Origin of the sequence: Pseudomonas sp. NPDC089743 (assembly GCF_044748785.1) — a bacterium.
In the GTDB taxonomy this organism is placed as follows: domain Bacteria; phylum Pseudomonadota; class Gammaproteobacteria; order Pseudomonadales; family Pseudomonadaceae; genus Aquipseudomonas; species Aquipseudomonas putida_X.
This window is the reverse complement of sequence record NZ_JBIVGS010000002.1, coordinates 436,647-449,946: the sequence shown is the minus strand read 5'-3', so window position 1 is coordinate 449,946 and position 13,300 is coordinate 436,647. Positions and strand designations below refer to the sequence as shown.

At 59.3% G+C, this 13,300-nt stretch carries 8 protein-coding genes and 2 pseudogenes; 2 read left to right on the top strand and 8 right to left on the bottom strand.

Going from position 1 to position 13,300, the window contains the following annotated elements:
* Positions 1-40: 40 nt before the first annotated feature.
* The 7 genes and pseudogenes from ACIPZC_RS05515 to ACIPZC_RS05485 all read right to left on the bottom strand — a co-directional run bounded on the left by ACIPZC_RS05515 (position 41) and on the right by ACIPZC_RS05485 (position 11,267).
* On the bottom strand, positions 41-1,147 hold the full coding sequence (locus ACIPZC_RS05515) for a GlxA family transcriptional regulator (RefSeq protein ID WP_400625400.1): 1,107 nt from the start codon (positions 1,145-1,147) through the stop codon (positions 41-43).
* A 236-nt stretch (positions 1,148-1,383) separates the two neighbouring features.
* Complete coding sequence (locus ACIPZC_RS05510) at positions 1,384-2,307, bottom strand: AraC family transcriptional regulator N-terminal domain-containing protein (protein WP_400625783.1); 924 nt, start codon at positions 2,305-2,307, stop codon at positions 1,384-1,386.
* A gap of 189 nt (positions 2,308-2,496) precedes the next feature.
* Positions 2,497-3,954, bottom strand: a complete 1,458-nt coding sequence (locus ACIPZC_RS05505) for an efflux transporter outer membrane subunit (protein ID WP_400625781.1) — start codon at positions 3,952-3,954, stop codon at positions 2,497-2,499.
* Positions 3,954-7,106 (bottom strand): efflux RND transporter permease subunit, encoded by a 3,153-nt coding sequence (locus tag ACIPZC_RS05500; protein ID WP_400625398.1) that lies wholly within the window; start codon positions 7,104-7,106, stop codon positions 3,954-3,956. Before ACIPZC_RS05500 ends, ACIPZC_RS05505 begins: the two co-directional genes overlap by 1 nt.
* A gap of 3 nt (positions 7,107-7,109) precedes the next feature.
* Positions 7,110-8,258, bottom strand: a complete 1,149-nt coding sequence (locus tag ACIPZC_RS05495; RefSeq protein WP_400625396.1) for an efflux RND transporter periplasmic adaptor subunit — start codon at positions 8,256-8,258, stop codon at positions 7,110-7,112.
* Between the two features lie 288 nt (positions 8,259-8,546).
* Entirely contained in the window at positions 8,547-9,599 is a 1,053-nt protein-coding gene (locus ACIPZC_RS05490) for an NAD(P)-dependent alcohol dehydrogenase (RefSeq protein WP_400625394.1), read from the bottom strand.
* A gap of 461 nt (positions 9,600-10,060) precedes the next feature.
* A pseudogene (locus ACIPZC_RS05485) lies at positions 10,061-11,267 on the bottom strand (ISL3 family transposase).
* A 187-nt stretch (positions 11,268-11,454) separates the two neighbouring features.
* Here ACIPZC_RS05485 and ACIPZC_RS05480 point away from each other — a divergent pair.
* Positions 11,455-11,643 (top strand): annotated as a pseudogene (locus tag ACIPZC_RS05480) (conjugal transfer nickase/helicase domain-containing protein); the annotation flags it as partial.
* A gap of 49 nt (positions 11,644-11,692) precedes the next feature.
* On the opposite strand, the gene ACIPZC_RS05475 reads toward ACIPZC_RS05480, so the two are convergent.
* A complete protein-coding gene (locus ACIPZC_RS05475; RefSeq protein ID WP_400625392.1) occupies positions 11,693-12,655 on the bottom strand; it encodes a LysR family transcriptional regulator in 963 nt (320 codons plus the stop codon).
* A 109-nt stretch (positions 12,656-12,764) separates the two neighbouring features.
* Between ACIPZC_RS05475 and ACIPZC_RS05470 the strand changes: the two genes are divergently transcribed.
* Positions 12,765-13,268 (top strand): cyclophilin-like fold protein, encoded by a 504-nt coding sequence (locus ACIPZC_RS05470; protein ID WP_400625390.1) that lies wholly within the window; start codon positions 12,765-12,767, stop codon positions 13,266-13,268.
* Positions 13,269-13,300: the final 32 nt, after the last annotated feature.

The window sequence follows — 13,300 nt, the reverse complement described above, 5'->3', positions numbered from 1 at the left end:
CCGCCCAGGTCGAATCTGGGCGGGCAGGGCAGCCCGGTCGTCAGAGCCGGACGCTTGCAAAGGTTGACTCGTTTTGGGCCAAGCTCATTTGAGTCAACGTAATGTCAGCACGTGGGTGAATTTGCTGGATGGCGTCAGGCGAGGTTGCTATCGGTTGAGCGGTATTCGAGGCAGAGCGTTCTTCGCGCGGCGGTATGCCGAAATACTCGCGGTAGCATTTTGAAAAATGTGGTGTGGAAATGAAACCCACGATAGAAGCCACCTCGATGATTGAAATCGGTGTCTGCTTGATCAGTTGCCTGGCCCTGATCAGGCGCAGTTTCAGGTAATAGCGCGAGGGTGAGCAGTGCAGGTGCTTTTGGAACAGGCGCTCGAGCTGGCGCCTCGACACCGACACGTAACAGGCCAGCTGTTCGAGGTCGATGGGTTCTTCTAGGTTGGCCTCCATCAGCGCGACTATTTCCTGAAGTTTCGGTTGTTGGGTTCCGAGCATATGCTTGAGCGGTACCCGCTGATGGTCTTGTTCGTTACGGATGCGCTCATAAACGAACATCTCGGAAATAGCGGCTGAAAGTTCGCGGCCGTGCTCACGGCTTATCAGATGGAGCATCATATCGAGCGGTGCTGTGCCACCCGAACTGGTGTAGCGATTGCGGTCAAGCGTGAACACCCGGGTACTCACATTCACCCTGGGAAAAGCCTCTTGCATGGCCGCCAGGCATTCCCAATGCACGCTGCACTCAAAACCATCGAGCAGGCCCGCGCACGCTAAAGCCCAGCTTCCCGTGCAAATCGCGCCCAGATGACGCGATAGTCGAGCCTGGGCTTGCAGCCAGCGTATATGGGGGCGTGTCACGGCTCGTTGTATGCCTACGCCGCCGCAAACCACGACAGCATCCAAGTCAGGCGCACCGTTGATCGAGCTGTCGGGTGTGACCTGCAAACCATCGCTGGCCCATACCTGACCACCATCGACAGTGAGCGTATGCCAACTGTAGAGCTCTCGGCCCGAGAGCTGATTGGCCATCCGCAGCGGCTCTATCGCGCAAGACAAGGCAATCAAGGTGAAGTTGTCTAGCAGCAAGAAACCGACTGAATGGTAAGAAACTTTGATTTCTGAGTTTTCAGGTAGCTTTTGAGTCGACATGGTGACTACCTCATGCAGCAGGTGAGTGATTTACCACCCGCTCCCCATCTAAGAAAGCGACTACTGGCTTGAGGGTTAAACTGTACGCGTAAGAGGTGCTTTGCGTTATGATGGTTTTTTCTAGGTACGTGCGTGGTTAGTCACTTTGAAGGGTGAACACATCTCCACCACGCTCAGCCTGCCGCGTGTCTGTGCGGCTGTGCAGGGCATGTTTCGTTGGCTTCCATGTGACGGAATCAGTCGTTTGACTGTCGGCGCAATTCTGCTATGTTGCGTTTGGGTGGAGAACCGAACTGTCGGCTGTACTCACGACTGAATTGAGAAGGGCTTTCGTAGCCAACTTTGAACGCTGTTGTGGCCGCATCTAGATGTTCGTTGAGCATCAGTCGCTTTGCTTCGTTTAGTCTAAGCCACTTCTGATATTGCAATGGGCTCATGGTCGTCAGTTGTCGAAAGTGCTGATGGAAGTTTGAAAGCCCCATTTGAACTTGGGAGGCCAGTTCTTCCACGCGTAAAGGCGTTGCATAGTTCTGCTTCATCCAATCGATGGCCTTGGCGATGCGATGTCCTTTGCTTCCGACGGAGGCGATGTGCCTCAGCAGAGGCGCCTGGTTACTCATGAGCACGCGATAGTGTATCTCCCGTTGAATGAGTGGCCACAGCACAGGGATAGCGTGCGGTTCTTCCAGCAGTTCAACAAGCCGGGTGAAACTGGCAACAAGCTGAGTGTCCAACTCGCCCACACCAGCACTTGTTTTTACTGCGCGTCCACGAGCCATGATACAACTGTCTTGAGTAATCAACTCAGCGAGTGTTCGCAGGTCGAGCTTGAGGACAAGTCCGAGGCAGGGCGCGGATTCAGAGGCTTCGATAATGGCCGAATGGGCAGGAATATTTAATGATGTGATTAGAAATCTAGTTGAGTCATAGCGGTACATGTCGCTGCCGATGACCAGTTCTTTGGCGCCTTGGGCCACTAATACAATACTCGGTTCAACCAGGCAGGTGCTGGGCGCTGCCAACGCGTTTCGCTGGTAGACGAATAGGTCATTTATGCCGGTGCGGAAGTCACCTGGATACGGTGCATGCTTGGCAAGGATGTGACGAAGTTTTGCAAGCGGGTGAGTGCCTGGTGTGTACTTCAAAGAGGCGCTGTGCATATTATGTCTCTCAGTGGCTGACTTTGTTTGATTCGATAACGCTTGCCTAAAAACGCTCCATTTCATACGTGCGGCCGTCTGACTTTAGCTTGACCGACCGATGCCCAAGTGGGGTTATTGATGTCTTCACGGCATAGCCGGGAAAGGTTTATAGCCGCAGCGCTTCAGGGACTGAATAGACTGCGGTCTTTATCGGCGCAGAACTACTCGTCCCGTACCTGTGTTAAGTTGTTGCTGCACCTCCCGGTGGGCTTTAATGTGCCAGCGTCCACCAAGCGCGACATACACGCTGACCTCTGCGGCGCGCTGAGCCAGGCGATAATCGATGAGGGACTGCTGGGCACTGAACAGTGATCGCTGCGCGTCCAGTAGAGGCAGGCTACTGTCCAGGCCTATGCGAAAGCGTCGCTCAGCAAGGTGGTAGTAAGCCTGGCTCGCCGCAACTAGATCGCTCTGCGCTTGGACTTGCTGTGCATAGGTAGCACGTGCGGCCAGGCCGTCGGAAACCTCTTGGAACGCCGTTTGTATGACTTTCTCATAGTTCGCGACATTGATCTCCTTTTGCACGCGCGAGTAGTCCAAGCTCGCTTTCAATGACCCGGTATTAAAAATTGGCAGGCTGATACTCGGGCTGAAGTACCAGGAGCTCGCGCCCCCTTTGAACAAATCATCAAGGTCGCGGCTGGCGGTTCCGGCCTCGGCAGTCAAGGTGATTTGTGGGAAGAACGCGGCCCGCGCGGCGCCAACATCAGCGTTGGCTGCCTTCAGGCGGTGCTCGGCCTCGAGGATATCGGGGCGTTCCTCCAGCAGTTGCGATGGCAGCCCTGCGGGTAATTGGGTGATGTAGATCTTGGCCAGCGGGATGGCCGGCAGGTTTGAGGGTACTTGCGTACCCAGCAGGGTCACGAGCGCGTTTTCATCCTGAGCAACCAGCCGCTGATACCTTGTGGCGCTGGCGCGAGCACCCTCGACCGAGGTACGGGCCCGGCTGACATCCAGCGCAGAAGTGACGCCCACGGTGTTGCTGCTGGCGGTGAGTTCAAGGCTCTGCGTGTAGGTCTGCAGCGTATCCTCTGCGAGCTTGAGCTGCTCCCGATCGGCGACCCAGATGAGATAGGCGTTGGCGACGCTGGACGTCAGCGCGATCTCGGCGGTTCGCTGTGATTCCACGCTGGCCATGTAGCCCTCGAAGGCTTCCTGGCTGAGGCTTCTGACACGTCCGAATAGGTCCAGCTCATAGGCACTGATGCCCAGGTTTGCGGAGTAGTTGCTGGAGATGTCGGCCTGCCCAGTGTTGGACAGGTCGGCCGGCATGCGCTCGCGGCTGCCGCTGGCGTTCGCGTTCACCGCGGGCAGCAGCGCTGCGCGTTGGATGTGGTATTGCGCACGGTACGCATCGACGTTGAGCATCGCGACCCGAAGGTCGCGGTTGTTGTGCAGTGCCAGCGTGACAAGCTGCCGTAGCGCAGGGTCGGAGAAGACCGCCTCGGTGCTGGCATCGGCTGCTTGCGCGGGCTCTTCCTGCTCGGCGCCGGGCGCCGAGGAGAACTGCGTCGGCACCGGCGCGGCGGGGCGGTGATAGTCCGGGATCAGCGAGCAGCCGCCAACGGTGGCTGAGATGGCCAATACCAGCAGACGCAACTTGATCATACCGAGCCCTCGGCGTTTACCGCTTTTTTCTCTTTCGCTTTGGCCGAACGGGACAGCAACGACACTGTGACGTAGAACAGCGGCACCCAGAAAATCGCCAGGACCGTCGCGGTGATCATGCCACCGATCACCCCTGTGCCGATCGCATGCTGGCTGCCTGAGCCGGCGCCGCTGGAGATGGTCAGCGGTACCACACCCAGAATGAAGGCCAGGGACGTCATGATGATCGGGCGCAGGCGCATTTTGGACGCTTCTACAGCAGCGTCGACGACCGAGGCTCCTTTCTCGTGGAGCTCCTTGGCGAATTCCACGATCAAGATGGCGTTTTTCGAAGCGAGCCCCACGGTGACCAAGAGCCCGACCTGGAAGAACACATCGTTGCTCAGGCCGCGCATGCTGGTGGCGAGCAGCGCACCAATGACGCCCAACGGCACCACCAGAATGACTGCAATGGGCACGGACCAGCTTTCGTACAGCGCCGCAAGGCACAGGAACACGACCAGGATCGACAGGGCGTACAGTGCAGGAGCCTGAGAGCCCGACAGACGTTCTTCGTACGACAGGCCGGTGAAGGAAATACCGATACCTGGCGGCAGCTCCTTGGCAATGCGTTCGACTTCCGCCATCGCTTGCCCTGAGCTGTAACCGGGCGCCGGGGTCCCCAGGATTTCTTCGGCGGGCACGCCGTCATAACGCGAAAGCTTAGGCGATCCATAGATCCATTCGCCTGTCGCGAATGACGCGAACGGCACCATGTCGCCTGAGGTGTTGCGCACGTACCATTTTTTCAGGTCTTCGACAGTCATTCGCGAGTCATCCTGGCCTTGGACGTAGACGCGCTTGACCCGGCCCCGGTCGATGAAGTCGTTGACATAACGGCTACCGAAGGCCACCGACAGGGTGGTGTTGATGTCTTCCAGCGACAAGCCCAGCGCCCGAGCCCGCTCGTCATCGATCGTCAGGTGGTATTGAGGCTGGTCGGACAGGCCGTTGGGCCGCACACCTGCCAGCACCTTGCTCTGGCTGGCCAGTTCAAGAAACTTGTCGCGTGCCGCCATCAACTGGCTGTGGCCAACCCCTGCCTGGTCCTGCAGGAAGAAGTCGAAGCCTGTGGCGTTGCCAAGCTCGAGCACGGAAGGCGGCACGATGGCATACACCATGGCGTCGCGGTACTTGGCGAACTCCGCTTGCGCGCGCTGGGCGATGGCAAACACGCTGTGGTCGGCGTCGCGCTCCTCCCAGGGTTTGAGCAAGACGAAGGCGATGCCCGAGTTCTGCCCCCGGCCGGCAAAGTTGAAGCCGTTCACGGTGAACACCGAGCTGACCGCGCGCCCTTCGCCGTGCTCTTTGTCCAGAAGGTATTGGGTCATGCGGTCCAGCACTTTCTGGGTCGTTTCGGCGGAGCTGTTATTAGGGGTTTGGACCTGTGTAAAGATCACCCCTTGATCTTCTTCAGGTAGGAAGGACGTTGGAATGGTCTTGAACAGCCACGCCATACCGGCGATCAGCACCGCGTAGGCGATGAACGCGGGTACTTTGTGGCCGACGATGTGCTTGACGCCACGTTCATAGCGATCGGTGAAGCTGTCGAACTTGCGGTTGAACCAGCCGAAGAAGCCGCGCTTGGACAGGCCGTGGGCGTCCCCTGCAATAGGCTTGAGCAGTGTGGCGCACATCGCCGGGGTAAAGATCAGGGCGACCAGCACCGACAGCGCCATGGCGCTGACGATGGTGATCGAGAACTGGCGATAGATCACGCCCGTCGAACCACCGAAGAACGCCATGGGTACCAGAACGGCCGACAGCACCAAGGCAATGCCAACCAGGGCCCCTTGGATCTGCGACATCGACTTCTTGGTCGCTTCTTTAGGGGACAGGTGCTCCTCGGCGATCACCCGTTCGACGTTTTCCACGACCACGATCGCGTCGTCCACCAAAAGCCCGATGGCGAGGATCATGCCGAACATAGTCAGCGTGTTGATAGTGAAGCCGGCTGCGGCGAGGATGCCGAAGGTGCCCAGCAGCACAACGGGAACGGTCAGCGTGGTGATGATGGTGGCTCGCAGGTTCTGCAGGAACAGCAGCATCACCAGGAACACCAGGGCAACGGCTTCGATGAGCGTATGAACCACGCCCTTGATGGACTCTGTGACCACCGGGGTGGTGTCGTAGGGGTAGACCGCCTCGACCCCTGGCGGGAAGAACGGCTTGAGGCGCTCGATCGTCGCGCGGATGGCCTTGGCGGTGTCCAGGGCATTGGCGCCGGTTGCCAGACGAATCGCGATGCCCGATGCCGGTTGGCCGTTGGCTTGGGCATCGATGCTGTAGTTTTCGCCGCCGAGCTCGATGTGGGCCACATCACGAACGCGCACTTGCGAGCCGTCGGGATTGACTTTGAGCAGGATATCGCCGAACTCCTCGGCACTTCTCAGGCGGGTCTTGCCGATAATGCTGGCGTTGAACACGGTACCTTTGACCGCCGGCAAGCCGCCGATCATGCCCGAGGAAATCTGGACGTTCTGCCCTTGGATAGCGCTGGTGACGTCGACCGGGGTCAGCTGATACTGATTGAGCTTGGCCGGGTCCAGCCAGACCCGCATAGCATACTGTGTGCCCCAGACTTGGAAGTCCCCCACGCCAGAGGTGCGGGAGATGGGGTCCTGGATGTAGGACACGATGTAGTTCGAGAGGTCTTCCTTGCTGTATTTGCCGTCAGTCGAAACAAGGCCGACGAACATCATGAAGTTCTGCTGGAACTTGGTGACGCGCAGCCCCTGCTGCTGTACTTCCTGCGGCAACAGCGGGGTGGCGAGGCTGAGTTTGTTTTGCACCTGAACTTGAGCGATATCAGGGCTTGTACCTTGGTTGAAGGTGACAATGATGCGCATGCTGCCATCGGCGTTACTTTCCGAGGAGATATAGCGCAGGTTGTCCAGCCCGTTCATCTGCTGCTCGATTACCTGGACCACGGTGTCTTGCACGGTCTGGGCGTTCGCTCCGGGGTAGCTGACCTGAATGGCAATCGCCGGCGGAGCGATATTGGGGTACTGGTTGATAGGCAAGCTGAGGATGGAGAGTGCGCCGGCGAGCATGATCACCAGCGCCAGCACCCATGCGAAAATGGGCCTGTCGATGAAAAACTTGGACATGGGTTACTCCGAGTGTGCAGGTGCAGCAGATCCGCGCGTTTGGGATACAAGGCTAGGGTTCGAGATGTCGTGAGGCTGGATACTGTCCCCCGGTTTCACGTACTGCAGGCCCTCGACAATCAAGCGGTCATTGGCGTGCAGCCCGTCTTCGATGATCACCTTGTCGCCGACGGTGTTGCCGGTTTTAAGTTCGCGCAGCTCGACGGTGTTGTCGGCTGTAGTGACCAGCGCCGTGGGCGTACCTTTGAGGTCGCGGGTGATACCGATTTGTGGTGCGAGAATGGCCTGTTCGGCGATGCCGGCCTGCAATTGGGCATGGACAAACATGCCAGGCAGCAACAGGTGCTCGGGGTTAGGGAATACGGCGCGGATTGTGACCGAGCCTGTGGCCTGGTCGACGGATACCTCCGAGAACTCCAAGGTACCCTGCTGCGGATAGCGGGTGCCGTCCTGCAGGGTGAGGTTGACCGAGGCTGCGTTCTTGCCACCTTTGGCGATACGGCCGTCGCTCAGTGCGCGTTTGAGTTTCAGCACTTCAGCGTATGGCTGGGTCACATCGACGTAGATGGGGTCGAGTTGCTGGAGGGTCGCCAGCGCTTGGGTCTGGCCATTGGTCACCAGTGCCCCTTCGGTGGCGGCCGAACGCCCGATACGGCCGCTGATCGGTGCCAGCACCTTCGTGTACCGGAGGTTTATCTGGGCGGTTTTGAGCTGCGCTGCCGCTTGCAGCTGTTCTGCCCGAGCATCGTCGTAGGCCTGGCGGCTAACCGCTTGTTCGCTGAGCAAGGCTTTGTAGCGCGCCGCCAAAGATCGGCTTTGCTCGAAGCGTGCCTCGGCATTGGCCAGGTTGGCTTGGTAGGTTGCAGGGTCTATCTGGTAGAGCTGCTGGCCGGCCTTGATATCGGCGCCTTCCTTGAAGAGCCGCTTGAGAATAATGCCGTCGACTTGTGGGCGAACCTCGGCGACGCGCAACGGGGCTGTGCGGCCCGGAAGGTCGGTGGTCAGCTCGAGGCGCTGGGGTTTCAAGGTGACGACCGACACCACTTGTGCCTCAGGTTTGGCTGATGCGGCTTGCTGCGGGTTGCAGCCGGAGAGCGCAGATGCAAGTGTCAACAGGGTCAGTGCGGCTGGCGCTACTGTTTTTAGCTGCATGATAAAGCCTCGTGCTAGCTGGGGGCTAAGTAAGTCGAATGAATGAATTCGGCGAAGTCGAAGCGTGCGCGCCTGTTCCGTGCTGCTAGGGTGTGCTGGCACGGGCTGGCGTGAAGGTGCTAGGTTGGTCGTGCGGGTGTCGTACCAAGGTGTTCGCGTTGAACGTAGCGAGTGCCCCTGGCAGCGGGATAGGCATCAGCAGTGCGCAGGCAATCTTCCTTCTGCATGTCGCATGTGTTGCCGCCGTGCCTCGACCTGGGCGGTCTGCGCACGGCGGCAGTTGTGGTGTTACTCGCTGGCCTTCAGGCTGGCCATGTCGATGACGAAGCGATAGCGCACATCTGCGCGCTCCATGCGTTCGAACGCCTCATTGATTTCATCCATTCGGATCATCTCGCACTCCGGCAGAACGCCTTTCTCGGCACAAAAGTCGAGCATCTCCTGGGTTTCCCGAATGCCACCGATCACCGAGCCAGCCACACGACGGCGCCCCAGGATGAAGGGCACGGAGTTGATCTGCGACAGGTCACCCACTTGGCCGACAATCACCAGGGTGCCGTCCACATCCAGCAGCGGCAGGTACGGCATGACGTCGTGCTGGACGGGGACAGTGTCAATGATCAGGTCGAAGCGTGACGCGGCTTGTTGCATGGACGCTTCGTCACTTGAGGCCAGGAAGTGGTGCGCGCCAAGGGCCGAGGCATCGGCCTGCTTGTCAGTCGTGCGGCTGATCACAGTCACGTCGGCACCCATGCTGACCGCCAGTTTGACTGCCATGTGCCCAAGGCCGCCCAGGCCAACCACGCCCACTCGGCTACCAGGCCCTACGTTGAAAGTGCGCAGCGGCGAATAGGTCGTGATACCCGCACAAAGCAGCGGCGCGACACGGGAGAGTTCGAGGGAGGTCGGCACACGCAGGAGAAACTCCTGGCGGACCACCAGGTTGGTAGAATACCCACCTCTCAATGTCTCGCCTGTGACCCGGTCAGGGCTGTTGTAGGTTTCAGTCAAGCCCTTACGGCAGAACTGCTCTTCACCTCGTTCGCATTGATCGCATTGCTGGCAAGAGTCCACCATGCAGCCAACCGCCACCACATCGCCCACTTTGTAGTCGCTAACAGCGTTGCCTGTGCGGATGACTCGCCCTACGATCTCGTGGCCTGGAACTACCGGAAACTGCGTCCACGGCCAGTCACCGTGCGCATGGTGCAAGTCCGAGTGGCACACACCGCAATAAAGAATGTCAATGGCAACGTCATTCGGACGCAGCTCACGGCGATTGAAGATAAAGGGAACCAGCGGGGCTCCGGCAACTTCTGCAGCGTAACCAAGGGTTTTCATCGTCAGATCACCTCGTGCAGGGAAATATAAGAGCCGAGACAGCAATACGCGCCACGTGTGCTGTGCTCGTAAACCGCGAATTCTAGTGCCGTGCCACGTCGAGAGGATACTCAATACCTGCGCATGCCTTGCCTATTCCTGCGCTATTCGCTTGGCATTTCTAGCTCGTCAGCCGTGGCGTCGCCGAGCGCTCGGAGTATCGGGTCAGGATTTCGGAGTTTTGGGCAATATGCAGCCTCAATTAGGAAGCGGGCTATGATAGAATTTTCGTGCTATCAAGTATAACGCTAGATACCTGATTGAAACTGAACAACGCTGAGCGTAGCGCTGTGTTGAATGAGCCTGTCGCCGGGTTGATTGGCGGTTGTTTTCCATGGCTTTGGCCGGTGCCGAACATTTCCCGCTGAGGTTCCGCTCCTTTGGTGCCTTGGTTTAAAGCCCCGCAAGGGGCTTTTTTTATTTCACGGATTGCCGGGAAAGTCAGTCTTGATCTTCATGAAAAAGAACTCGCTGTCCCGGTAGCCGTAAGCCATCCGCTTGATCACCTTGATCCGGTTGTTGATACCTTCCAACTGACCCGTGTGCATCGGCCACCGCACCCTGCTCAGGATGCCGCGCCAGTATCCATTCAGGCGTTTAGCGAACTGCTTCAGTGCCGGTATCGTGCTTTGATCAGCCAGGCGTATCCACTGCTTCCAGGCTGATCGCCAGCCCCAGGCGGTGGTGGGTGACCACAGGGCTTTGAGCTCTGCCTTCATCAGATAAACCGTCATCAGCGATTGGTTAGCCGCTAGCAGATCCTGCAGATGTACCTGCTGATCTTCTCGCTTGAGATTTTCTGGATTACGCAGCAGGAGCCACCGCGCTTGCTTGATCACCATGCGGGCGGGCTTGTCATGGCGCAAGCGGTTGGCCTCATCGACCCGCACCCGGTCAATTACCTCTCGCCCATACTTAGCAACCACATGAAACAGGTCATAAACCACGCGTGCCTGCGGGCAATGTTGGCGTACCTCCAGGTCAAATGCGGTGTTCATGTCCATTGCCACTGCTTCGATCCGTGCACAGCCCTCCGGCCCCAGCTCTTCAAAAAAGGGTCTGACAGCAGCTCGGCTACGCCCCTCGCCAATCCACAGCACCCGGCGGGTATCGGCATCGAGCACCACGCTGGCATAGCGATGCCCTTTGAACAGAGCGAACTCATCCATCACCAAGCGCCTGGGCTGGGCCTTCGGTAGCTTCTCCAGTGCGTGTTGTAGCGCCCGTCGCTCCAGCAAGCGCACGCTGTCCCAATGCAATCCAAACAGCTCGGCGACGTGCAGGGTGGGCAGTCTTTGACAAGACTGGATCACCGCTTCGGCCAAGCGCCTGGTCATCCGCGAATAGCGGTCAAGCCAACGGACTGATTCCATTCGCTTGCCGCATGCGCTGCACCCGACGCGCCGCAGCTCAACATTCAACCGCACTGCACGGCCAAGAATGGGCAGGTCACGGATTGAGCGCTGACAGTATTCGTGGACGGTAGTACTGGGGCTCTGGCAGCCGCTGCAGGCGGGGGAATCTGGTGGGGTTCGGGATCAGGTCGATCAGCAGGTCGTGACCGTCAGGCCGAATCGCAGTGACAGAAAAGCCCTCCCAAAAGGGCAGAAACGTATTAATATCGTGCACAAGAACGCCGGTTTGTGGATGTGTTTGTTCGCACTAACATCATCCCTCAAACCGGCGTTCTTGTTTCAGTCTTTCCCGGGATTCCGTGAAGAACCTTTTTTTGGGTGCGCCAGGCGTGGCGCGTTGCGCGTAAGCGCAACTTGCTTGGCTGTGGTGGCCGAGCGGGTGACTTGGAGGTGAAAGTCCTCTACAGAAGCGTTTCGAGCGGCTGCAACACCATCGCAAGCATCCCAATGGCCTGAACATCTGGACCTGCGAGGTGACGGGGCCTCGCAAATCCCGCCGCCTCCACGGCTACCTGCTGGACGATGCGCGCCTGCTGTTCGCCGACACGCCGCCGAACAACCCCTATCTGGCACTGGTGAAAGAGAAGTGACAAAAAACGCAGTGCCACATTGCCGGTGCGCGCTGTAACCGCTACCAGCTCATTTCGCGGCTGCTTTCTTCCGCGGCTCGGCCTTCTTGGGGGTGCCGATCGGGTCCTTGCTCGGACGACCCTCGCTGTAGCGCAGCGCATCGACCACCAGCGAGAACGCCGGCGATGGTTGCCGGCGGCTGGGGTAGTACAGGAAATACCCCGAGAACGGCTCGCACCAGTCCTCCAGCACACGCACCAGGCGGCCTTCCTCGATGTGCGGTGCGAACTCCTCTTCGGGCAGCGCGGCAATGCCCAGCCCCACGAGTGCGGCGTCCACCATGTTCGGCGTCGTATTGAAGATCAGTTGCCCATCCACGCGCACGTTCAACTGCTTACCTCTTCGCATGAAGTCCCACACGTAGATGCCACCGCTGGTTTGCATGCGCATGTTGATGCAGTTGTGGTTCAACAGATCGTGCGGCTTCTTGGGGACGGGGTGCGATGCGAAGTACTCGGGCGAGGCAGCAATCGCCATGCGCAGCGGTGGCCCGATGGGCACCGCGATCATGTCCTTGTCGATGGTGTCGCCCATCCGCACGCCCGCGTCGAAGCGGTCGGCCACGATGTCCCGGAAGCCGTAGTTCACGTCGAACTCGATGTTGATGTCGGGATACTCGCGCAGCAGCGGGGTGAGCTTGGGCAGGATCGTGGTCCGCAGGATGTGGTCGCCGCAGGTGATGCGCACCGTCCCCGCGGGCTTGTCCCGCAGCTCGGTCAGTTCGTCCAGCTCGGACTCGATCTCATCGAAGCGATGCCCGATGGCGTTCAGCAGGCGCTCGCCCGCCGCCGTCGGCGAAACGCTGCGCGTGGTTCGGGTCAGCAGCCGGATCTGCAGCCGTGCCTCCAGGCCGTTGATGGCCTGGCTCAATGCCGATTGCGTCACGCCCAGGTGGGCCGCCGCGCGCGTGAAGCTGCCTTCGCGCGCGATGGTCACGAAGTACAGAAGATCGTTGAGGTTGCGTCTGGCCATGGTGCCCAGTCTCCCACGTATTTAAAGAATTACTAATTAGCATAACTTATAGGGCTTTTAAGTATTAATTAGCTATTCAAAGCGCCTCGCAACGAGGAAGATACGAGGCATGAAAAGGTCAACCCCAACTTCCCCTTGGCGACGCGGCGTGCTCGCGCTGCTGGTCGGCTCGTTCGTCGGGTTGGCAGCCTGCGCCCCCGGCAGTTCGGTCGCCCAGACGCCGGCCGGCGCCTCCCGTTCGTCCTCGAAGGACCCCAACATGAAGATTCGCCTGATCGTCGGTGAGCAGGTCGCCACCGCCACCCTGTACGACAACGCCACCGCCAAGGACTTCGCGTCGCTGCTGCCGCTGTCCCTGACGATGACCGACTACGACACCATCGAGCGCGTGTCCGACCTGCCGCGTAAGCTGTCCACGCAGGGCGCGCCCGAGGGCGTGGCGCCCGTGGCCGGCGAGCTGACCCACTACGCCCCCTGGGGCAACCTGGCGATCTTCATCAAGCCGCGCTCCTATTCGCGCAGCCTGCTGCCGCTGGGCAAGATCGACGATGGCCTCGCCATCGTGTCCCAGCCAGGCCCCTACAAGATGCGCATCGAGCGCGTCGAGCCCTGAACCATCCTCCGCGACAGCGGCCCGCATGAAAG

Excerpts from the sequence above, each read along its gene's own strand:
- ACIPZC_RS05515 (WP_400625400.1), bottom strand. The coding sequence starts at position 1,147 with ATGTCGACTCAAAAGCTACCTGAAAACTCAGAAATCAAAGTTTCTTAC.
- ACIPZC_RS05510 (WP_400625783.1), bottom strand. The coding sequence starts at position 2,307 with ATGCACAGCGCCTCTTTGAAGTACACACCAGGCACTCACCCGCTTGCA.
- ACIPZC_RS05500 (WP_400625398.1), bottom strand. The coding sequence starts at position 7,106 with ATGTCCAAGTTTTTCATCGACAGGCCCATTTTCGCATGGGTGCTGGCG.
- ACIPZC_RS05495 (WP_400625396.1), bottom strand. The coding sequence starts at position 8,258 with ATGCAGCTAAAAACAGTAGCGCCAGCCGCACTGACCCTGTTGACACTT.
- ACIPZC_RS05490 (WP_400625394.1), bottom strand. The coding sequence starts at position 9,599 with ATGAAAACCCTTGGTTACGCTGCAGAAGTTGCCGGAGCCCCGCTGGTT.
- ACIPZC_RS05475 (WP_400625392.1), bottom strand. The coding sequence starts at position 12,655 with ATGGCCAGACGCAACCTCAACGATCTTCTGTACTTCGTGACCATCGCG.
- ACIPZC_RS05470 (WP_400625390.1), top strand. The coding sequence starts at position 12,765 with ATGAAAAGGTCAACCCCAACTTCCCCTTGGCGACGCGGCGTGCTCGCG.